The following is an 18,564-nucleotide window of genomic DNA, read 5'->3' as shown; positions in this document are numbered from 1 at the left end:
AGCGTGATCTACTCGGTAGGTATTGATTCCGGCTCCACCGCCACCAAAGGCATCCTGCTGGCAGACGGCGCCATCGTGCGCCGTTTCCTCAGTCCGACGCCCTTTCGCCCCGCCGATGCCATTCACGAGGCCTGGGAGACGCTGCGCGCGGACCTAGCGGCAACGCCTTTCTTAACCCTCACCGGCTATGGTCGCCAGTTGGTCGATTTCGCCGATAAACAGGTCACCGAAATTTCCTGTCACGGGCTCGGCGCGCGCCTGCTGGCGCCGGAAACCCGCACGGTGATTGATATCGGCGGCCAGGACAGCAAAGTCATTCAGCTGGATGCGCAGGGCAACCTCAGCGATTTTCTGATGAATGACAAATGCGCCGCTGGTACCGGGCGCTTTCTGGAAGTGATTTCACGGACCCTCGGCGCCAGCGTCGACCAGTTGGACGCCATTACCGAAGGTGTAGAACCGCACGCCATCACCAGCATGTGTACGGTGTTCGCCGAGTCGGAAGTCATCAGCCTGCGTTCCGCGGGGGTTGCCCCGGAGGCGATTCTGGCCGGGGTGATCAACGCCATGGCGCGGCGCAGCGCGAACTTTATTGGCCGTTTATCGGCGCAGGGACCGCTGCTGTTTACCGGCGGCGTCAGCCACTGCGCCGCCTTCGCCCGCATGCTGGAGAAGCATGTTGGCATGCCGGTCGCGACCCATCCCGACGCCCAGTTTGCCGGGGCGATCGGCGCGGCGCTGATCGGCCAGCGCCAGCGGAGGCGCGGATGAGCAAATATCTATTCTTATTCCATTCAACGGCGGGCGTCGTGCGGATGCGCAAAGCCTTGCAGGCGGCAGGAATGACCTTCGAGGTGAAGGATATTCCCCGCCAGCTGCGCAGCGGCTGCGGGTTGTGCGTATTGATTGAGGGGAGCGAAAAAACAGCGCGAAGTTGGATAATCGCCGGGCATACTGCGGCGCTGTATCAGCAAAACGGGGAAGCGTGGCGCTGCATCGCCCGCTTCCCGCAGGAGGATTAATCGGTCACTACAAAGCGGGTCGGCGCGAAGCAGTTCAGTACCCGATGGACCAGAAACACCATGGTCAGCGTCGCCACCAGCGATACCGTGACCGAAGTGATGCGGTACAGGTCGCTGAACACCAGATCCTGATTCGGATGCAGATTCTGGCCAAACATAATACCGATAGTGGTGATGCTGGCGAATCCCACGCCCGCGCCCACTTTTTCCATCACGTGCAGGCGGGCGCTAAAGGCCAGACCAAGACCAATCAACGGCATCATCAGGATCATGTGGTTGCTGAAATCATAGATAATCAACTGCACCACCAGAATGTACAGACAAGCCAGTACCACCCCCGCCACACGCCAGATCGAGCTGATTACCGCGCCGCGATAATGCATCGGAAACAGGATCAGTACCCCGGCCATCAGCGCCGATAGCGAATCGCTCAGATCGCAGATCTGAAAGATCACAAAGATAATGGTCGCAACCGTGCCGGAAAGCAGCGATTCATGACGGATCCGCGCGGCGTCTTTCTCTATGCGCGGCGGCGGCTTACGCGGTTCAACATCCGGGATCAAATAGTGCAGCAGCGCGCTCAGCGCCACCGCCATCACGCAGGCCTCCATATTGGAGAACATCAGCGTGTGCCAGTTGCTGGTGGGATAGCTCATAAAATTGAGCATCGTGCTCTGGCACACCACGCCCATCGACCCCAGCAGGAACAGCGGCCCCTGGCTCATGAAGCGAAAGCGCATCACATACAGACCGAACACAACTAACGTCATGATCACCGGCCACTGCGACAGATAGCCAACGATGAGCACCATTTCGACGCAATTGACCGCCGCGCTGAACACAAACTGCCGGGCGACGTGGCGGTTGAATACCGGCACCAGCGACATCAGCATCAGCGGATAAACGACGAAAAACACGCCGTACTGCACGTCGTAGAAGGTCGAAATACTCAGCGCGATGGTCCCGGCAACGGCAATGCGTACCGTCTGGCGAAAATCATTGGCCGTATAGACGATATTGCCGTGCGGGGTAAAGACGTGCGCCAGGGTGTTAATAGACATAGTGCAACCAGCTCACCAGGTGGATCTGCAGGCCGGCAAAGGTGCGGGCGAAGGGGCCGTCGCTATTGTACAACTGGACGGTGGCGCGGGCGCCGGTCGGCAGCGGCTTATCCAGAGGTTGATCCAGCGCGACGTGAATCCGCATGCGCTGCGCATCGCGCACCCAGCGTGTGGACTGCTCAGGCTGCGACAGTTGGCCATTCACCGCTTCCTGACCGGCAAGAATACCGGCGTCGCTGCTGGTCACGTGCGCCGGGAACACTTTACCCGGCAGGGCATCGAAAACCACCGCCGCGTCGGTATTCACCGCCGTATGGCGCAGGCTTTTTTCACGAAAGTCGGCGACGATATCGGTATTGTTGTTAACCAGCGCCAGCACGGCGGTAGCGGCGGTGGCGTAAATTCCCGGATTAAGCTGCAGGTTGCTGACCATACCGTCGGTCTCAGCGCGCACCTGGGTCCAGCCGAGGTTGAGCTGCGCCTCTTCCAGCGCGTTGCGATATTTCTGCAGCGTCACGTTGCGCTTGTCGTCGCGCTCGCCGCGCTGGATCAGCAGGTTCTGAATCTGCGCATTCAGGGCGCTGACCGATTGTTCGCTGGTCTGCCATGTCGTGCGCACCTTATCGAGATCCGATTGCGACACGTTTTGCATGGTGCTCAGGCGCTGGTAGCGGTCGAGAGTGACTTTGTCATTACGCGCGGTGTACTGCGCGGTGCGCAGGTTGGCGCGAGCGGCAGCGATTTGCGCATCCAGCTGCTGGTTGCTCAGTTTGGCCTGTTCAAGGGCGATTTGCGCCGCTTCAACTTTATTAATGAATGGCGTGGGATCGAGCTCATACAGCAGGTCGCCTTTTTTCACCTGGCTATTGTTGTGCACGTAGACGTGCGAGACGTAGCCGGAGACCCGCGACGAGACCGGAGTCACCACGCGCATCACGGTGGAATCCGGGGTTAGCGGGATCCAGATATCGGCAACGATAAACCAGGCGAATATCACCAGGAAAGCGGCAATACTTACCCTTACCCAGCGGGCAAATTTTTGTTCTGGCGTCATCATAGTGTTTTAGATCTTGTTATCTTCTTCGCGGATTGTCCGCAAGTTGCAGGCGATTTGATTTAACGTGGCGCTGAAGGTGTCGAGATCCGCATCGGGGATGGTTTCCGTCACGCGCCGTTGATAAGTCTCAATGACGCGGTTCAGCTTTTCCAGGATGGTACGGCCTTCTGCCGTCAGCGTAAGCAGGCGGATGCGCTTGTCGTATGGCGATGTTGAGCGCAGTAGATACCCCTGCTTTTCCAGCTGCGTGAGGGTGCGCATTAGCGGCGGCAGTTCAATACCCTGCACTTCCGCCAGTTCGCTTACCGAGACGTTGCACCCCAGCTGATGCAGCTGCATCAGCACCGTCCAGCTTGACTGGGTCAGGCCGGTATCGGTAATGGCGCTGTCGATAATCGCGCGCCACTGGCGCACCACCATCGCCATGCGCATCCCCATCGGGCGGCGGGCAAACAGTTCGTCTTCGGTCATGTTACTTTCCTCACTTAGCTGTGGGGAAAATAATACTTATCAGGGTAAGTATCAAGAAACGAAGGATGTAGAAGCATCAATTGATAAATTTTGTGAATGTAATTCCCCGGTGGCGCTGACGCTCACCGGGGCTGCCAAAAAGCACTTTTTAATTAATCTGATCCCGGCGCAATCCGACATCTTTCAGCTGTTCGTCGCTCATTCGCTGCAATATTTTGCGCGTTTGCCCACGAAGCCACCATTTTCTAATCGCTCGCACTAGAAATACCCAGCCGATAAACGGCTGTTTTGCCCGATTCTCGTGAAATTCCATCCTCTACCTCCTCGCCTTGCCAGAGGCTTTATCTTCACGGATCCGGGCCAGAACAATACAGATTCACAAAACACTTTTCTTTAACATACAGATTGGCTAAAACGTACACCATGCCCCATTTTTGACCGCCATCTGTACTGGTTTATCTATCTGTATGGCGATAATTAAGGATACAGCATGACCCGTTATCAACATCTGGCCAGCCTGCTGGCTGAGCGTATCGAACAAGGGCTGTATCGCCACGGCGAAAAGTTGCCGTCGGTGCGCAGCCTGAGCCAGGAGCATGGCGTCAGCATCAGTACCGTTCAGCAGGCCTACCAGACGCTGGAACAGCAACAGCTGATCGTGCCGCAGCCGCGCTCCGGCTATTTCGTCGCCCCGCGCAAAGCCCAGGCGCCGGTGCCGCCGATGTCGCGCCCGGTGCAGCGCCCGGTGGAGATCACCCAGTGGGACCAGGTGTTGACCATGCTCGATGCGCGCAACGATAAATCGATCATCACCTTTGGCGGCGGTTCGCCGGACGTCACCCAACCAAGCCTTAAGCCTATCTGGCGCGAACTGAGCCGGGCAATTCAGCACAACCTCAGCGAAGTGCTTAACTACGACGAGCTGGCCGGGCGTCGCGAACTGCGCGAACAGATCGCCCGCCTGATGCTCGACGGCGGGTCAGTCGTCACCGCCGACGATCTACTGATCACCAGCGGCTGCCACAACGCATTATCGCTGGCGCTGCTATCGGTGTGTCATCCCGGCGATATCGTCGCTGTCGAATCCCCCTGCTACTACGGCACTATGCAGATACTGCGCGGCCTGGGGCTGAAAGCCATTGAGATCCCAACCGATCCGGAATCCGGGATCAGCATCGAGGCCTTAGAGCTTGCGCTGGATCAGTGGCCAATCAAAGGGGTGATCCTGGTGCCTAACTGCAACAATCCGCTGGGATATATCATGCCTGACTCGCGCAAACGCGCGGTGCTGTCCCTTGCCCAGCGCCACGATATCGTGATTTTCGAGGATGATATTTACGGCGAGCTGGCGACCGAATACCCGCGCCCGCGTACGATTCATTCATGGGATATCGACGGTCGGGTGATACTTTGCAGCTCGTTTACCAAAACCATTGCCCCCGGCCTGCGCATCGGCTGGATTGCCCCCGGCCGCTACTACGATCGTCTGCTGCAGATGAAGTACGCCGCCAGCGGCACCAACGTCCCTTCCACCCAACTGGCAGCCTGTAACTTTATTCGCGAAGGCCATTACCACCGCCACGTGCGGCGGATGCGGCAGATCTATCAGCGTAATATGGAGATCTACACCTGCTGGCTGCGGGAGTTTTTCCCCTGCGGCATCTGCGTCACCCGGCCAAAAGGCGGCTTTATGCTGTGGGTCGAGCTGCCGGAGCAGGTAGATATGGTCTGCGTCGCCAAGCAGCTGTGTCGGCTGAAGATCCAGGTCGCGCCAGGATCGCTGTTTTCGGCATCCGGGAAGTATCGCAACTGCTTAAGGATCAACTGCGCCCTGCCGCCGATTGAGAAGCATAAAGAGGTGATGGTCAAACTGGGGGAAGCGGTGAAAGTGGCGATGGAGTGATTTTCCGCTGACGCTGTACTCACCGGAGCGATGGGTTTATCACCCTGCGCCAGCTCGTTGCCAGGCAAGAGATTGCTATCTTCTTCTCTGCTCAGTCGAAGTGCTGGCGAAAATAGTAAGAGTTATTGATAATTACTATGGGTGTATCTCGCGGATCGCCAATTTAATTATACTTGGCATAATATGCTGCAAAATAAGCAGGTGAGCAGTAAAAATCAGGAAATTAGCTATAGCGAATAAGACAATAAACAAAAAAACATTAGATACACCACTTTATTATATTTAATACAACCAAGTATAAAATTTTGATTTTAAATAATAATCACCGCAAACACTCTTAGGCCACTCATAATTGCCTTCCTGCGATATTCCCGATACATTCACCCTTTCCCCGACGGGAAATACCAAATAAAAAAACACAACAATATTACCGGGATGAATCTAATGAAAATAACCAAAGATCGGGTGGTTTACGCCATGTCGCGCGATAACGTTCCTGTCGCCACCGTCAACAGTGGAAGTGAAGTGTTATTCGAAACCTGCGACTGCTTCTCCGATCAAATCACCTCAGCCGATGCCGTCTTTAATGAACTGGACTGGCAGCGCATTAACCCGGCGACCGGCCCCGTCTTTATTGAAGGCGCAGAGCCGGGCGATTGCTTAAAAGTCAGCATCAAACGCATCACCCTGACGGCTCAACAGGCGGTGATGGTGACCGCGCCGCAGCTCGGCGTCATTGGTGATGAACTGCATGAGCCCACGGTCACCATCGTCCCAATCGTCGAGGATCATGCGGTCCTCCCGGGGAACGTGCGCGTGCCATTGAAGCCGATGATCGGCGTCATTGGCGTTGCTCCAGCAGGAGAACCCATATCCTGCGGCACGCCGGATAGTCACGGCGGCAATATGGACTGCAAAATGATCGCCGCCGGCAGCACGCTGTGGTTGCCGGTCAACGTGCCCGGCGCGCTATTCGGGCTGGGCGATTTGCACGCCGCGATGGGGGATGGCGAAGTGTCTGTCTGCGGTCTGGAAGTGCCGGGCGAAGTCCTCGTCGAGTTAACCGTTGTTAAAAACCGTCAGCTACCCTTACCGATGCTGGAAAACAACGAAACGATTTTCACCCTCGCCTCCGCCGTTACCCTCGACGATGCGGCAGCCCTTGCGGCACGTAATATGGCCCATTTCATCGCCGACAATACCGCATTAACGCTGGTTGAGGCGATCAACGTGCTGAGCATCGCCGGAGACCTACAAATTTGCCAGGTCGTTGATCCGCTGAAAACCTGCCGCTACGCGCTGCCGAAAACGGTCGCCAAACAGCTTTCTCTGTCGATTGATGGGGGCAAGCATGAGCGTTGAACAGTTCGGCTATAAACAGGAGCTCCATCGAGCGCTGACCTTCCGCGATCTGCTGGTTTACGGCATGATTTTTATGGTGCCCATCGCCCCTTTCGGCGTCTTCGGCTACGTCTGGGATGGCGCGCAGGGCATGGTGGCGCTGGCTTATCTGATCGGCATGGTGGCAATGTTTTTCACCGCCATGAGTTACTGGTCGATGTCGCGCGCATTCCCGGTTTCCGGTTCGGTATACGCTTACGCTCAGCGCGGAATACACCCTATCGTCGGTTTTTTTGCCGGCTGGCTGATATTGCTGGACTACATTCTGGTGCCATCGCTGCTGTATATCGTCAGCGCGGCGGCGCTGGGGCCGATGCTGCCGGGCGTTCCGGGCTGGGTCTGGATTATCGGCTTTATCGCGATTAACAGCCTGATTAACTTACGCGGCATTACCTTTACCGCGCGGGCGAATAATACCATTTTGGTTGCTGAAATCGTGGTCCTCGCGATTTTTGTGGTGCTGGGATTGATTGCGCTTTATTCCGGAGCCGGGGCAGGCCACCTGACGCTCGACCCCTTGTATAATGCCGATAAATTCAGCCTGCCGCTGGTGATGGGCGCAGTCTCGATTGCCGTACTCTCTTTCCTCGGCTTCGATGGTATATCGACGCTGTCGGAAGAAACCAAAGGCGGCGTCGATACCGTCGGCAAGGCCTCGTTAGGCGCCCTGATGCTGGTGGGGACGCTGTTCATTGTCCAGACCTGGATTGCCGCGGATCTGGCGCAGGGTATGAAATTTGGCAGCCTCGATACCGCGTTCTACGACACCGCCAATCTGGCCGGCGGCCAATGGCTGAAATACGTCACCATGTGGTCCACGGTGATTTCCTGGGGGATCGCCAACGCGCTGGTTGCCCAGGCGGCGGTTTCACGCATCTTGTTTGCGATGGCCCGCGATAAGCAGCTCCCGCAGCTGCTGGCGAAGGTGCATCCACGCCTGAAAACCCCGTATGTCAGTACCTTATTTGTCGCGCTGATTTCACTGGTTTCCGGTCTCTGGTTCTACGGCGATATCGACAACCTCAGTCGGCTGGTGAACTTCGGCGCGCTGATGGGCTTCCTGGTGCTGCACGTGGCGGTGATCAACCACTATCTGATCCGCCAAAAGTCGCGCAATCTGGTGATGCACCTGCTCTTCCCGGTGATTGGGCTGTGCATTATCGGCTTTGTCATTTATGAGATGGATGTTGAAGCCAAAGTGCTCGGCCTGAGCTGGCTGGCCGTCGGCGTGGTCTATTACGCCATTATGCGTCTGGTGCTTAAGCGCAACGTGGAGCTGAATCTGGAAGGGTAAACATCACTGGGCGTCGGGCTCGCCGCTATTTGCGGGCCCGACGCCCCTGAGTATTTCCCCGCTCGCGCTGCGCTTAGCGGGGCTACTGGTTCACAGCCGTTTACGGGCCGGTAGCCCCGAAAAGGCGCGGCAAGCGCCGCCTCCGGGAGCCTCTCTATCACTCGCCAAAAAACACCATCCCCTTATACGGCTGCTCGCGGCAGGCGGCCAGGCGCTGGGCGAGGTTGCCAACATGTAGCTCCAGCTTGTGGCCGTCGGGGTCGAGGAAATAGTGCGATTCGCCTTCGCTACGGTTTAGCTTCCATACCGCTACGCCAGCGACCTCAAGACGGGCGGCAAAGCTGGCGAAATCCGCCTCGCTGATGCTAAACGCATAATGGGTGTAGTCGCTCTCCTCCGGCGGAGTGACGCGCCGCTGCGGATCCAGCGACAGGCACAGCCACAGATCGCCGCAGGAAAGATACGCGCCGCTATCCCAGCGCGCGTGCAGCGTCATGCCGAGTAGCTGATGATAAAACGCCACGCTCGGCGCCAGCTGGCTGACCGCCAGGGTCAGATGATTTAATCCGCTCAACATATCTGTTCCTCCGGTGAGATGCGCTAACCATACCCAATCCCACCCTAAACCACCATTGTGGCAGCGAAAGGACACCCTGCTGGCCGCTAAGACTGGCAACTTCGCCCCCGGTCTCTTTCTGACGCCGCGTAATAGTGTATGTTCTCAACTATCGACATTGAACAACCCGGTAATGAGATGAGACGTATTGAGGTAGTACTGCGGGAGCTGGAGAGGCTGAGCCAGGCCGTGACGCTGGAGGATTTAGCCAGGGGCTCGAACGCCTTCACCGCAGAGCAAATCGGCTTTAACCTCGGGCTGGCGCGCAACTCGGTGAGTAAAGATCTCAATCAGCTGTGGAGCGACGGGCTGGTGATTAAAACGCGCGGCCGCCCGGTGTTCTTTTTACATCGCCGGACGACGGAAACGCTGCTCGACCGTACGCTGACGGAAAGCGAACGCGAGCCGGCAACGCTCGCCGCTCTCCTGCCGCAGCCACAAGATAACAATGAGGCTGTCGACCCGTTCGCCATGCTGATCGGCCACGATCGCAGCCTGCACGATGCCGTGGAAAAAGGGAAAGCCGCGGTATTGTATCCCCACGGGTTGCACGTCCTGCTGACCGGCCCCTCCGGCGTGGGTAAAACCTTTTTTGCCGAGCTGATGCACCGCTACGCCTGCGAGCATGCCGGTGAAAAACGGCCGCCGCTGGTCTACTTCAACTGCGCGGAATACGCCAACAACCCGGAACTGCTGTCATCGCATCTCTTTGGCCACCGCCAGGGCGCCTTTACCGGGGCGACGGAAAACAAAAGCGGGCTGATCGAACAGGCCGACGGCGGCTATCTGCTGCTGGATGAAGTGCATCGCCTGCCCTATGAAGGGCAGGAAAAGCTCTTCTCGCTACTGGATAAAGGCGAATATCGCCCGCTCGGCGCCAGCGGCCCGGCGCGCAATATCGCCGTACGTCTGATTTGCGCCACCACCGAGCCCGTCAGCTCATCGCTCTTACGTACCTTCCAGCGGCGTATCCAGGTGGCTATCGATTTGCCAGGTATCCGCCAGCGTTCGGTTGAGGAGCAGATTGAACTGATCATCGGCTTTTTACAACGTGAAAGCCGCAAGATCGAACGCACGGTGAGTATCGATAAAACCTTGCTGCTATGGCTGCTGAATAAGCCGCTGGAGGGCAATATCGGCCAGCTCAAAAGCGATATCCAGTTTTTGTGCGCCCAGGCATGGGCCTCGGGGATGGCGGCCCATAACGAAGTATTGCTACTGGATAGCAAACTGGCGGACGGCCCAATCAATGCCACGCCGGAGCAGCGACAGCTGGTCGATGCGCTGTTTAATGGCCGCAACCTACTGAATATCGACGCCCGCACGCTACCGCAGTTGAAAAGCCCGGCAGCCGATGACAGCGTCGAGGAGAGCGACCTGTTCTACAGTTTCCTGACCCGCGAGTACGTTAACCTGCGCAACAGCAACGTGCCGCCCGCCGAGACGCTGGCGATCCTTAAAAATAAGCTCAGCTCGATTTTTGAATATGGCCTCTATAGCCGCGATAACGCCAGCCATGCCCCACGCTATGGCGATCGGATTGAAGAGCGGGTGGCTCTGCTGATCGGTTACGTTGAGCAGGTACTCGGCTTCGCCCTGCCGGAAAACCTGGTCAACCCGCTGCGTAAACACTTTCTCGCTCTCATCAGCTACGTACAACGCGGCCTGATCCCGCAGTTATACTCTTCGAGCCTGATCCTCGATCGCTGCAAAGATGAATACGATAATGCCACTCTGTTGTGCAAGAAGATCAACGACCTGCTGCATATCCAGTGCCCGGCCACCGAGGTGGTCTGGCTGTGCCTGTTCCTCAAAGAGTGCCGCCATTACCGCCAGCGCATCAGCGCCAACCCGGACTGCGGGGCGATCCTCATAGCCCATGGCGCCACCACGGCCACCAGCATGGCGCAGTACGTCAATCGGGTGCTGGAGCGCGAATTGTTCAACGCTATCGACATGCCGTTCGAACAATCGGTGCACGATACGCTGGAAAAACTGATCCAGTTGATCCACAGCAAAGGCTGGCAGCGGCTGATCCTGATGGTAGACATCGGATCGCTGGTTCATTTCGGTAGCACCATCAGCAAACTGTTCCAGATTGATGTCCTGCTGATGCCGAATATCACCCTGACCAGCCTGCTGGAGATCGGTCTCGATCTCAGCTACGAAACCGGCGATCTGCCGCGGTTGGTCAATCTGATGCAGGAAAAAGGTATCGCCAGCCAGCTGTGCACGCCGCAGCAGGAGAACGCCGGCAAGGTGCTGGTGATCTCCTGCATTACCGGCATGGGTACGGCGGAAAAAATCAAAAAGGTGCTGGAGGAGAGCTTTGGCGAGCTGATGTCGCAGGATACCCGGATGGTTATCCTCGATTACAACGAAGTTCGCAGCCCGGAGCGCCTGCAGCAGGCGATCAGGGCGCATGAACGGCTGGCGGGTATTGTCGGGACATTCCAGCCGGGGCTGCCCGATATCCCGTTTATCTCGCTGGAGGAGCTGTTTTCCGAGCAGGGGCCGGAGCTGGTGCTCAGCCTGCTGACCCCCGATTTGTCCAGCAGTGAACGTCGTCTGGAGATGGAGCGCAGCGCTTCACGGTTTATCAGCGCCCTGACCATGGAAAGCATTATCAACCATATTTCGGTGCTCAATCCGCAGCGCATATTAAAAGAAATGGAAGGGATCCTGAACCATCTCAGGAACACGCTGGCCATCGCGCCTAACCGCCAGGTGACACTACGCTTTCTGATCCACTGCTGCTGTATGGTCGAGCGTATCGTGATTAACCGTAAACCGTTACAAATGGCGCTGGAAACGCGGCCGGATATGGACGCTCAGGCATTTAGTGTCATCAAATCGGCTTTCCATCCGGTTGAAGAGGCCTATGCCATCCGTTTATCCGATGCCGAGTACATTTATATCTACGAATTATTATTTAGTTAACGCCTGTTCTGGCGCGGCTTTGCGGCCCGCCAGTCCTTTCCTCTTTGGTAGATGACACAAATTGTGGCACGCGCTTTGCTCTTATTAGTGCGTCAACGATTCGGCGCCAGGAGGCCACTTTGTCATCCACTGAACCTACCACCCAGTTACCCCAGATTCTGCTGCTGACGCACGGCGGCTGGGGCACGCAACTTTGCGACAGTCTGCGCATGGTGACCGGCGAAATCGCCGGCGTCAGCGAAATCGCGCTTATGCCGGTCGATACCCTCGGCGAGTTTTATCAGCGCGTCGAAGCGGCCGTGCAGGCGATGCCAGCAGGATCGCTGATTTTGACCGATTTTCTCGGCGGCACCACCTCCAACGTCGCCGCGCGCCTGAGCGCGGATTACCCCATCGCCGTCGTCTGCGGGCTCAACGCCTCGCTGCTGCTGGAGGCGTTGGATCTGCGCGAACAGGGTCCGCTCACCGGCTGCGTTGATGCGCTGGTCGAAGCAGGACGCAGCAGCTGCCGCGACGTTGTCGCCCACGTGAACCAATTAACCTCTTAAGGAGCCCATCATGGCAAAAATCGTTTTATGTCGTATCGATAGCCGTCTGATCCACGGTCAGGTCGTCACCAAATGGGTCGGCCAGTCGCAGGCCAATCGTATCGCCGTGGTCAGCGACGAGCTGGATGCCGATCCGTTTATGAAAAATATCTATTTAATGGCCGCGCCGCCGAACATCAAAGTCGACTGTTACGGCAACGCCAGCTTCGCCGCCGCCTGGAAAGAGAATCAGCTCGGCGATGGCAATGTACTGGTGCTGTTCCCGTCGCTGTCGGCCGTTCAGGAAGCCGTCCAGTTGGGCTTTGACGTGCAGACGATTCAGGTTGGCGGGCTGGGCGGCGGGCCGAACCGCAAGGCCGTGTTCCAGAACATCACCCTTGATGAAAAAGACGTCGGCATCCTCGGCGCTCTGAAAGATAGCGGCATTCAGGTGTTCTTTCAGACCATCCCGGAAGATAAACCACAGTCACTGGACGACATCCTGAAAAATTCTAACCAGTTGATAAAAAGGTAAAAACTATGGATACCTTACTTTTTGCGAGCCTGATGGGGTTGTATTACTGGTTCGCCCGATTACGTTTAGGCTATACCTTCTCCGCCATGTTGCTACAGCCCGTGGTGATCGCCGTATTCGTCGGCCTGCTGCTGGGCGATATGAAAACCGCGATGATCATCGGCGCGGGTATGCAGCTGGTCTATCTTGGAGTGACCTCCACGCCGGGCGGCAACGTGCCGTCGGACCCGGCGCTGGCCGCCTGTATCGCCATTCCGATCGCCGTGAAGGCCGGGATGGAGCCCAACCTGGCGATCGCGCTGGCAATCCCGTTTGGCGTCATCGGGGTATTCCTCGATCAGTTGCGCCGCACGCTCAACGCCGCGTGGGTGCATATGGCCGACAAACACGCCGAAAGCGCCAACATGGCGGGCATCATGCGCTGCGCCTTTATCTATCCGGCGCTGCTGGGGCTGGTGCTGCGCTTCCCGGTGGTCTTCGCCGCCAACTACTTTGGCCAAAGCGTAGTGGAAAAATTCCTCAAACTGATGCCGCACTGGCTGACCCACTCCTTTGAAATTATGGGCGGAATCCTGCCGGCGCTGGGCTTTGCCATCACCATCATGGTGATCGGCAAAAAGAGCCTGCTGCCGTGGTTTATCGGCGGATTTTTCGCGGTGCTCTACCTGAAGGTGGACATCATGGCGATGGCGATTTTCGGCACCTGCGTCGCCTTCCTGATTAAAGGCCTGGCCAAAAATGAAGGAGCTGCATGATGAGTAGCGATGTAATGGAACATGAACTGGTTGAACGCGCCCGCGAAACCCAGGCGCTGAGCAAAGCCGATATCACCAAGGCCTGGCTGATTTACTGGCTGGGGGCGGAAGTATCCAGCTCCTACGAACGTCTGCAGAGCCTGATTTTCTGCGCCTCAATGACGCCCATCATCAAAAAGCTGTACCCGGGAAAAGAGGAGCAGGCCGAGGCGCTCAAACGCCACCTGAACTTCTTTAACTCGGAGCAAACTTTCGGCTCGGTTATCCAGGGTATCTCCATCGCCATGGAAGAGCAGAAAACCCGCGGCGAGCCAATCAGCGATGCTTCAATCACCGGGATCAAAACCGGCCTGATGGGGCCGCTGGCCGGGATGGGCGACTCGATTATCTGGGCCGCGGTGATGCCGTTGCTGATTGCCATTTTCATCCCCTTCGCCGCCAGCGGCAGCGCGTTCGGCGGGATCGCCCCGCTGATCCTCTACCCGGCGATCACCATGGCGATAAGCTACGGACTGGTGCATAAAGGCTACACCCTGGGCCGTGACTCCATTATCGGCCTGCTGCAAGGGGGGCGAATTAAAGAATTGATTTACGGTGCCAACGTGCTGGGTCTCATCATGATGGGCGCGCTGTCGGCAAGCTACGTCAAAATCACCACCCCGCTGAAAATCAGCGCGCTTAAAGGCTCGGAAGTGGTGGTCCAGCAGATCCTCGACTCGATTGCCCCCGGCCTGCTGCCGCTGGCGGCAGTGTTCGCTATCTATTTCTACTTACTGAAAAAAGGGCCGCGCTACACCACCATTTTACTGTCAATCGTTGCTATCAGCATCGTCTGCTCGCTGTTGGGAGTGCTGTAAATCATGAACGGCAATATCTACCAGCAACTGGGCTTAAAACGGGTGATTAACGCCTGCGGCAAAATGACCATCCTCGGCGTGTCCGCCGTCGACCCGCAAGTGATGCAGGCCACCGCGCAGGCGGCGGGGGCCTTCGTCGAAATCGATAAATTAACCGACCGCGCGGGCGAGCTGGTTTCCGCCCACACCGGCGCGGAAGACAGCTATATCACCTCCTGCGCCTCCGCCGGGATCGCTATCGCCGTCGCGGCGGCTATCACCCGCGGCGAGCCGGAAAAGGTGGCGCAGATGCCGGACAGCAGCCAGTGGCCGAACGAGATAGTGATACTGCGCGGGCATAATGTCGATTACGGCGCGCCAATAACCAGCGCCATCCGCCTCGGCGGCGGGCGTATTGCCGAAGTCGGCTCCAGCAATCTGGCGGCGCGCTGGCAGTTGGAGCGCGCGGTGAACGCACGCACGGCGGCGCTTCTGTATGTGAAATCGCACCATTGCGTGCAAAAAGGGATGCTCGATATTGACGATTTCGTGCAGGTTGCCCGCCAGCATAATCTGCCGCTGATCGTCGATGCCGCCGCCGAAGAAGACTTGCGCCAGTGGGTTGCCAGCGGCGCGGGCATGGTTATCTACAGCGGGGCGAAAGCTTTTAATGCTCCAACCTCAGGCTTTATTAGCGGCAAGCGCACCTGGATCGCCGCCTGTAAAGCCCAGCACCACGGTATCGCGCGGGCGATGAAAATCGGCAAAGAGAATATGGTCGGTCTCGTCTACGCGCTGGACCGTTACCGGACGGCGGCGCCGGCGCCTGACGCCGCCGCGCTGCGTCCATTCGCCGAGGCGATTTCCGCGCTACCCGGCCTGTGCGCCGATATCGAGCAGGATGAAGCCGGTCGCGCCATCTGGCGCATTCGGGTCAGCGTCGACGCCAATGAACTGGGACTCAGCGCCCGTGAGGTTGAAGCTCAGCTACGCGGCGGCGATATCGCTATTTACGCCCGCCGCTACTATCTGCATGAGGGCCATTTTAGCCTTGACCCCCGCACCGTCGGCGAAGGCGAAATGTCGCTCATCGTCGCGCGCTTACAGGAGATTACGCAGCATGCAGCGGATTAACTTTTATCGCCAACGAGTGGCGATTAATGTGCTGGCCAAGGACATCGCCAACGCCCGGGAAATCTATGACGCTGCTGAAGGGCACGCGGTGATTGGCGTACTCTCGGCGCAATTTACCAGCGTCGAACAAGGCGTTGCAGAAGTGCGCCGCTGGATGGCGGAAGTGCCTTCTATTTCCGTCGGTCTCGGCGCCGGCGATCCGGCGCAGTTTTACAAAGCGGCAATGATCGCCGCGCAGGTCCACCCCGCTCACGTCAACCAGACCTTCACCGGCAGCGGCTTTGCCGCCGGGGCGCTGGCGGCGACCGGAGGCCAGCAAACCTTTATTAATGCGCTGGTCAGCCCCAGCGGCACGCCCGGTGAAGTACGTATTTCCACCGGCGTGCGCAGCGCCAAGGGCATCCCGGCCCAGGTTTCCTGCGATGCGGCGGTAAGAATGATGTTGGATATGGGCGCGCACGCGGCTAAATTTTTCCCGATGGGGGGCGAAAAGTCGCTGGCGGAGCTGAAAGCGCTCGCCCAAAGCGCGGCAGAAAACGGTATGACGCTGATTGAGCCCACCGGGGGCATCGATCTCGATAACTTTGCGCTGATTCTGCAAACCTGCCTGCAGGCCGGCGTCGCGCAGATCATGCCGCACGTGTACAGCTCCATTATCGATCCGCAAAGCGGCAATACCCGCCCGCAAGATGTCCATGCTCTGATGAACATCGTCAAGCAACTGGTCGATTAATCCCCCCGCGCGTGCGATGTAGGCCACTATTACCGCACGCGCTAACTGCCTGATCTGCTGAAGGTCACTGTCAATCTGTGAGCCTCCACGCAATAACCGCATCCCGCCGTGCAAAGCGCCCTCTCATATTGATAGCGATCAAGAATAATCATACCGTCTGGTCGGTATGATCCGGGCCATGAACATGGAAGCCCAGCATCGTAAAAAAGACCCCGTCCGTTTGCATCGTCAACTGCTTGAATCGGCGGCGATGATTGCCGGCCGGGACGGTATCGCCGCCCTGTCGCTGAACGCCGTCGCCCGCGAAGCTGGCGTCAGCAAAGGCGGGCTCATGCACCATTTTCCCAATAAACAGGCGCTAATTTTCGCCCTGTTCGCCCGGCTGTTGGCGATTATGGAAAAGGCGATTAGCGAGCTGATGGCCGCCGATAACATCGCTTACGGGCGCTTTACCCGCGCCTATTTGCGCTATCTGTCCAACCCGGAGCTGACGGATACCCACGAAAGCCGGCAACTGATGGTGCTGTCGCTGGCGATGCCCGACGAACCGGTGCTGCGAAAATGCTGGCGCGACTGGATGCTGGATCATCTGGCGCAGGGCGATGCGCTCGATAACGGCCCGACCGGCACGCTGGTGCGCTATGCCGCCGACGGCATCTGGTTATCGGAACTGACCGAAGGGCGCACCATGAGCAGCGAACACCGCCAGGCGCTGGTAAACGATCTGACAAAAATGACGCTTCCCGCGTGAAGCGAGTAGAGTGAGGCCGCGATGCGCTACAACATCAATGCCCGTCTCATTTATGACGCAACGGACGGCACCCTAACATTACCGGGCGGCAATGAGCCGGATAGCCAGCTATCCATTACCGCCAACGCGCTGCTCTATTTCTTTCTTCGCCATACCGGCGTCGTCAGTCGCGATGAAGTGTTGAAAAAGGTCTGGGACGATAACGGCTTAACCTCATCCAACAGCAATCTCAATCAATACCTGAGCATGCTGCGCAAAACCTTCCGCCACTACGATATCGATAACATTATTGTCACCGTGTCGCGCGGCATGCTGCAGCTGAATCAGGATCTCAGCATCGAACTGCTCGACGCCGAAGCGACGCCCGCCGATGCCGTTCTCACATGCGCTACGCCTGATGAAGCCGCCCCCGCTACGGCGCCAACGCCGCCCACCGCTTCTCTACATGCGCGCGGTATGTGCTGGTACCTGGCCGGCGGCTGTCTGCTGCTCATCGCCCTGCTGCTGGTGGCATTTAGTCTCGCCGGCACCCACACCGCCCGGCCAATCAATCTGACGCTGATGAGCCACAGCCAGTGCGAACTGCTGGCCAGCGATGAAATGCTGCGTTCGGTCTCCGCCACGGCCTACGGTAAGAATTTTGATGAGGTGCGTCAGCGGCTGAAACTCAGTTGCAAACCGGGGGAGCGTTTCGTTTTCTTCTACGGCGACCGGCTGGAGACTAACGGCCTGGGCCGGGTATTTCTCGCCCACTGCGCGATGCACGAAGACAACCCATTTAGCTATTGCGATAACTACTTTTACTACTCCTGGAAGCCGCAATGAGACTCGCGCCCCGCACCTTTTTCGCCCTCTCCGCCCTCGCGTTTATCGCCGCCGCCGGCTTTAGCGCCTGGCGTCTGCTGCCGGATGCCAACGATGGCGTGATGAGTTGCTCCACCAAAGCGATCATGCGTTTTGAAAACATGGAAAAAGAGAATGTGAACGGCAATATCCATTTTAATTTTGCCGCCAACGGCAACGGTTCGATGGTGGTGGAAGGCTATACCGATTCCGCCGCCGGCTGGCTCTACCTGCAGCGCTACGTCAAATTCAGCTACACCAGCCAACGTATCTCGGCAACCGAACGCCACTACCGCATTAAAAAATGGGAATCCAGCGCCTCGTCCATCGACGAATCGCCGAATGTCATCTTCGACTACTTCATGCGCGAGATGTCCGACAGCCACGATGGCCTGTTCCTCAACGCGCAGAAGCTTAACGACAAAGCTATCCTGCTGAGTTCTATCAACTCGCCGCTCTACATCTGCACACTAAAGTCCGGCAGCACGCTTAACTAACCCGCCCCCCCTGAACCGCCGCGAGGAAAATGCGCCCTCGCTCACGCTCCATTATTGTCCCCTTTTCCCAGGATGCTAAAAGCGCACGTTTTGCATTTAGCTTCGACGCCAAAACTTGAGCATACCCACAATTATTACGTGGCTATATTACCAACCGCTGGCAAGTAATTAGCATCTTATTAACATTC

The 18,564-nt window shown here is 57.6% G+C and carries 20 protein-coding genes; 15 read left to right on the top strand and 5 right to left on the bottom strand.

The annotated features are described in order from the left end of the window. Nucleotides 1-3 precede the first annotated feature (3 nt). Entirely contained in the window at nucleotides 4-771 is a 768-nt protein-coding gene (gene yjiL / locus ABLV07_RS19675; protein ID WP_348853809.1) for a putative 2-hydroxyacyl-CoA dehydratase activator YjiL, read from the top strand. After that, entirely contained in the window at nucleotides 768-1,022 is a 255-nt protein-coding gene (locus ABLV07_RS19670; RefSeq protein WP_045389402.1) for a DUF3343 domain-containing protein, read from the top strand. The genes yjiL and ABLV07_RS19670 overlap by 4 nt, the downstream gene beginning before the upstream one ends. Here ABLV07_RS19670 and ABLV07_RS19665 read toward each other — a convergent pair. From ABLV07_RS19665 to ABLV07_RS19650, 4 genes are all read right to left on the bottom strand, one after another. After that, nucleotides 1,019-2,083 carry a DUF2955 domain-containing protein gene (locus tag ABLV07_RS19665; RefSeq protein WP_045365322.1) on the bottom strand — a complete coding sequence of 355 codons (1,065 nt, stop codon included), beginning with the start codon at nucleotides 2,081-2,083 and terminating at the stop codon, nucleotides 1,019-1,021. The two genes, ABLV07_RS19670 and ABLV07_RS19665, sit on opposite strands and share 4 nt — an antisense overlap. Beyond that, entirely contained in the window at nucleotides 2,073-3,140 is a 1,068-nt protein-coding gene (locus tag ABLV07_RS19660; RefSeq protein ID WP_015368453.1) for an HlyD family secretion protein, read from the bottom strand. The genes ABLV07_RS19665 and ABLV07_RS19660 overlap by 11 nt, the downstream gene beginning before the upstream one ends. 6 nt (nucleotides 3,141-3,146) lie before the next feature. Further along, a complete protein-coding gene (locus tag ABLV07_RS19655; protein ID WP_015368454.1) occupies nucleotides 3,147-3,611 on the bottom strand; it encodes a MarR family transcriptional regulator in 465 nt (154 codons plus the stop codon). Nucleotides 3,612-3,759: 148 nt separating this feature from the next. Then, the gene (locus ABLV07_RS19650) at nucleotides 3,760-3,924 is read right to left on the bottom strand and encodes a DUF1127 domain-containing protein (RefSeq protein WP_021468364.1); all 165 of its coding nucleotides are present in this window, start codon (nucleotides 3,922-3,924) and stop codon (nucleotides 3,760-3,762) included. A 177-nt stretch (nucleotides 3,925-4,101) separates the two neighbouring features. Here ABLV07_RS19650 and ABLV07_RS19645 point away from each other — a divergent pair, with 177 nt between their 5' ends. The 3 genes from ABLV07_RS19645 to ABLV07_RS19635 all read left to right on the top strand — a co-directional run bounded on the left by ABLV07_RS19645 (nucleotide 4,102) and on the right by ABLV07_RS19635 (nucleotide 8,209). Next, entirely contained in the window at nucleotides 4,102-5,514 is a 1,413-nt protein-coding gene (locus ABLV07_RS19645; protein ID WP_015704271.1) for a PLP-dependent aminotransferase family protein, read from the top strand. 444 nt (nucleotides 5,515-5,958) lie between these two features. Further along, nucleotides 5,959-6,876 (top strand): acetamidase/formamidase family protein, encoded by a 918-nt coding sequence (locus ABLV07_RS19640; protein WP_047056419.1) that lies wholly within the window; start codon nucleotides 5,959-5,961, stop codon nucleotides 6,874-6,876. Continuing rightward, nucleotides 6,866-8,209 carry an APC family permease gene (locus ABLV07_RS19635; protein WP_042892579.1) on the top strand — a complete coding sequence of 448 codons (1,344 nt, stop codon included), beginning with the start codon at nucleotides 6,866-6,868 and terminating at the stop codon, nucleotides 8,207-8,209. The genes ABLV07_RS19640 and ABLV07_RS19635 overlap by 11 nt, the downstream gene beginning before the upstream one ends. Nucleotides 8,210-8,366: 157 nt before the next feature. On the opposite strand, the gene fosA is transcribed toward ABLV07_RS19635, so the two are convergent. Next, nucleotides 8,367-8,786, bottom strand: a complete 420-nt coding sequence (fosA, locus tag ABLV07_RS19630) for a FosA5 family fosfomycin resistance glutathione transferase (protein WP_015704268.1) — start codon at nucleotides 8,784-8,786, stop codon at nucleotides 8,367-8,369. Nucleotides 8,787-8,963: 177 nt separating this feature from the next. Here fosA and dagR point away from each other — a divergent pair, with 177 nt between their 5' ends. The 10 genes from dagR to ABLV07_RS19580 all read left to right on the top strand — a co-directional run bounded on the left by dagR (nucleotide 8,964) and on the right by ABLV07_RS19580 (nucleotide 18,376). Then, nucleotides 8,964-11,765, top strand: a complete 2,802-nt coding sequence (dagR, locus tag ABLV07_RS19625) for a transcriptional regulator DagR (protein ID WP_348853807.1) — start codon at nucleotides 8,964-8,966, stop codon at nucleotides 11,763-11,765. A gap of 119 nt (nucleotides 11,766-11,884) precedes the next feature. After that, nucleotides 11,885-12,313: a PTS fructose transporter subunit IIA gene (locus ABLV07_RS19620; RefSeq protein WP_020079721.1), complete on the top strand. Its 429-nt coding sequence runs from the start codon at nucleotides 11,885-11,887 to the stop codon at nucleotides 12,311-12,313. A 10-nt stretch (nucleotides 12,314-12,323) separates the two neighbouring features. Further along, nucleotides 12,324-12,827: a PTS system mannose/fructose/N-acetylgalactosamine-transporter subunit IIB gene (locus ABLV07_RS19615; RefSeq protein ID WP_348853805.1), complete on the top strand. Its 504-nt coding sequence runs from the start codon at nucleotides 12,324-12,326 to the stop codon at nucleotides 12,825-12,827. Between the two features lie 5 nt (nucleotides 12,828-12,832). After that, the gene (locus ABLV07_RS19610) at nucleotides 12,833-13,582 is read left to right on the top strand and encodes a PTS sugar transporter subunit IIC (protein ID WP_015368463.1); all 750 of its coding nucleotides are present in this window, start codon (nucleotides 12,833-12,835) and stop codon (nucleotides 13,580-13,582) included. Then, nucleotides 13,579-14,439 (top strand): PTS system mannose/fructose/sorbose family transporter subunit IID, encoded by an 861-nt coding sequence (locus tag ABLV07_RS19605; protein WP_015368464.1) that lies wholly within the window; start codon nucleotides 13,579-13,581, stop codon nucleotides 14,437-14,439. The genes ABLV07_RS19610 and ABLV07_RS19605 overlap by 4 nt, the downstream gene beginning before the upstream one ends. 3 nt (nucleotides 14,440-14,442) lie before the next feature. Further along, nucleotides 14,443-15,552, top strand: coding sequence for a DgaE family pyridoxal phosphate-dependent ammonia lyase (locus tag ABLV07_RS19600; protein ID WP_348853804.1), 1,110 nt, complete (start codon nucleotides 14,443-14,445; stop codon nucleotides 15,550-15,552). Beyond that, nucleotides 15,539-16,285: a 2-dehydro-3-deoxy-phosphogluconate aldolase gene (locus ABLV07_RS19595; RefSeq protein WP_100279242.1), complete on the top strand. Its 747-nt coding sequence runs from the start codon at nucleotides 15,539-15,541 to the stop codon at nucleotides 16,283-16,285. The genes ABLV07_RS19600 and ABLV07_RS19595 overlap by 14 nt, the downstream gene beginning before the upstream one ends. A gap of 166 nt (nucleotides 16,286-16,451) precedes the next feature. Continuing rightward, a complete protein-coding gene (locus ABLV07_RS19590) occupies nucleotides 16,452-17,036 on the top strand; it encodes a TetR/AcrR family transcriptional regulator (protein WP_015704263.1) in 585 nt (194 codons plus the stop codon). 21 nt (nucleotides 17,037-17,057) lie between these two features. Beyond that, a complete protein-coding gene (locus tag ABLV07_RS19585; protein ID WP_157195082.1) occupies nucleotides 17,058-17,861 on the top strand; it encodes a winged helix-turn-helix domain-containing protein in 804 nt (267 codons plus the stop codon). After that, nucleotides 17,858-18,376 carry a FidL-like protein gene (locus ABLV07_RS19580; protein ID WP_023322003.1) on the top strand — a complete coding sequence of 173 codons (519 nt, stop codon included), beginning with the start codon at nucleotides 17,858-17,860 and terminating at the stop codon, nucleotides 18,374-18,376. Before ABLV07_RS19585 ends, ABLV07_RS19580 begins: the two co-directional genes overlap by 4 nt. Nucleotides 18,377-18,564 lie beyond the last annotated feature (188 nt).

Source organism: Klebsiella sp. CN_Kp097, from assembly GCF_040064495.1.
GTDB classification, from domain to species: domain Bacteria; phylum Pseudomonadota; class Gammaproteobacteria; order Enterobacterales; family Enterobacteriaceae; genus Klebsiella; species Klebsiella aerogenes.
This window is presented reverse-complemented; position numbering and strand designations above follow the sequence as displayed.

Excerpts from the sequence above, each read along its gene's own strand:
- ABLV07_RS19670 (WP_045389402.1), top strand. The coding sequence starts at position 768 with ATGAGCAAATATCTATTCTTATTCCATTCAACGGCGGGCGTCGTGCGG.
- ABLV07_RS19665 (WP_045365322.1), bottom strand. The coding sequence starts at position 2,083 with ATGTCTATTAACACCCTGGCGCACGTCTTTACCCCGCACGGCAATATC.
- ABLV07_RS19660 (WP_015368453.1), bottom strand. The coding sequence starts at position 3,140 with ATGATGACGCCAGAACAAAAATTTGCCCGCTGGGTAAGGGTAAGTATT.
- ABLV07_RS19655 (WP_015368454.1), bottom strand. The coding sequence starts at position 3,611 with ATGACCGAAGACGAACTGTTTGCCCGCCGCCCGATGGGGATGCGCATG.
- ABLV07_RS19650 (WP_021468364.1), bottom strand. The coding sequence starts at position 3,924 with ATGGAATTTCACGAGAATCGGGCAAAACAGCCGTTTATCGGCTGGGTA.
- ABLV07_RS19645 (WP_015704271.1), top strand. The coding sequence starts at position 4,102 with ATGACCCGTTATCAACATCTGGCCAGCCTGCTGGCTGAGCGTATCGAA.
- ABLV07_RS19640 (WP_047056419.1), top strand. The coding sequence starts at position 5,959 with ATGAAAATAACCAAAGATCGGGTGGTTTACGCCATGTCGCGCGATAAC.
- ABLV07_RS19635 (WP_042892579.1), top strand. The coding sequence starts at position 6,866 with ATGAGCGTTGAACAGTTCGGCTATAAACAGGAGCTCCATCGAGCGCTG.
- fosA (WP_015704268.1), bottom strand. The coding sequence starts at position 8,786 with ATGTTGAGCGGATTAAATCATCTGACCCTGGCGGTCAGCCAGCTGGCG.
- dagR (WP_348853807.1), top strand. The coding sequence starts at position 8,964 with ATGAGACGTATTGAGGTAGTACTGCGGGAGCTGGAGAGGCTGAGCCAG.
- ABLV07_RS19615 (WP_348853805.1), top strand. The coding sequence starts at position 12,324 with ATGGCAAAAATCGTTTTATGTCGTATCGATAGCCGTCTGATCCACGGT.
- ABLV07_RS19610 (WP_015368463.1), top strand. The coding sequence starts at position 12,833 with ATGGATACCTTACTTTTTGCGAGCCTGATGGGGTTGTATTACTGGTTC.
- ABLV07_RS19605 (WP_015368464.1), top strand. The coding sequence starts at position 13,579 with ATGATGAGTAGCGATGTAATGGAACATGAACTGGTTGAACGCGCCCGC.
- ABLV07_RS19600 (WP_348853804.1), top strand. The coding sequence starts at position 14,443 with ATGAACGGCAATATCTACCAGCAACTGGGCTTAAAACGGGTGATTAAC.
- ABLV07_RS19595 (WP_100279242.1), top strand. The coding sequence starts at position 15,539 with ATGCAGCGGATTAACTTTTATCGCCAACGAGTGGCGATTAATGTGCTG.
- ABLV07_RS19590 (WP_015704263.1), top strand. The coding sequence starts at position 16,452 with ATGATCCGGGCCATGAACATGGAAGCCCAGCATCGTAAAAAAGACCCC.
- ABLV07_RS19585 (WP_157195082.1), top strand. The coding sequence starts at position 17,058 with ATGCGCTACAACATCAATGCCCGTCTCATTTATGACGCAACGGACGGC.
- ABLV07_RS19580 (WP_023322003.1), top strand. The coding sequence starts at position 17,858 with ATGAGACTCGCGCCCCGCACCTTTTTCGCCCTCTCCGCCCTCGCGTTT.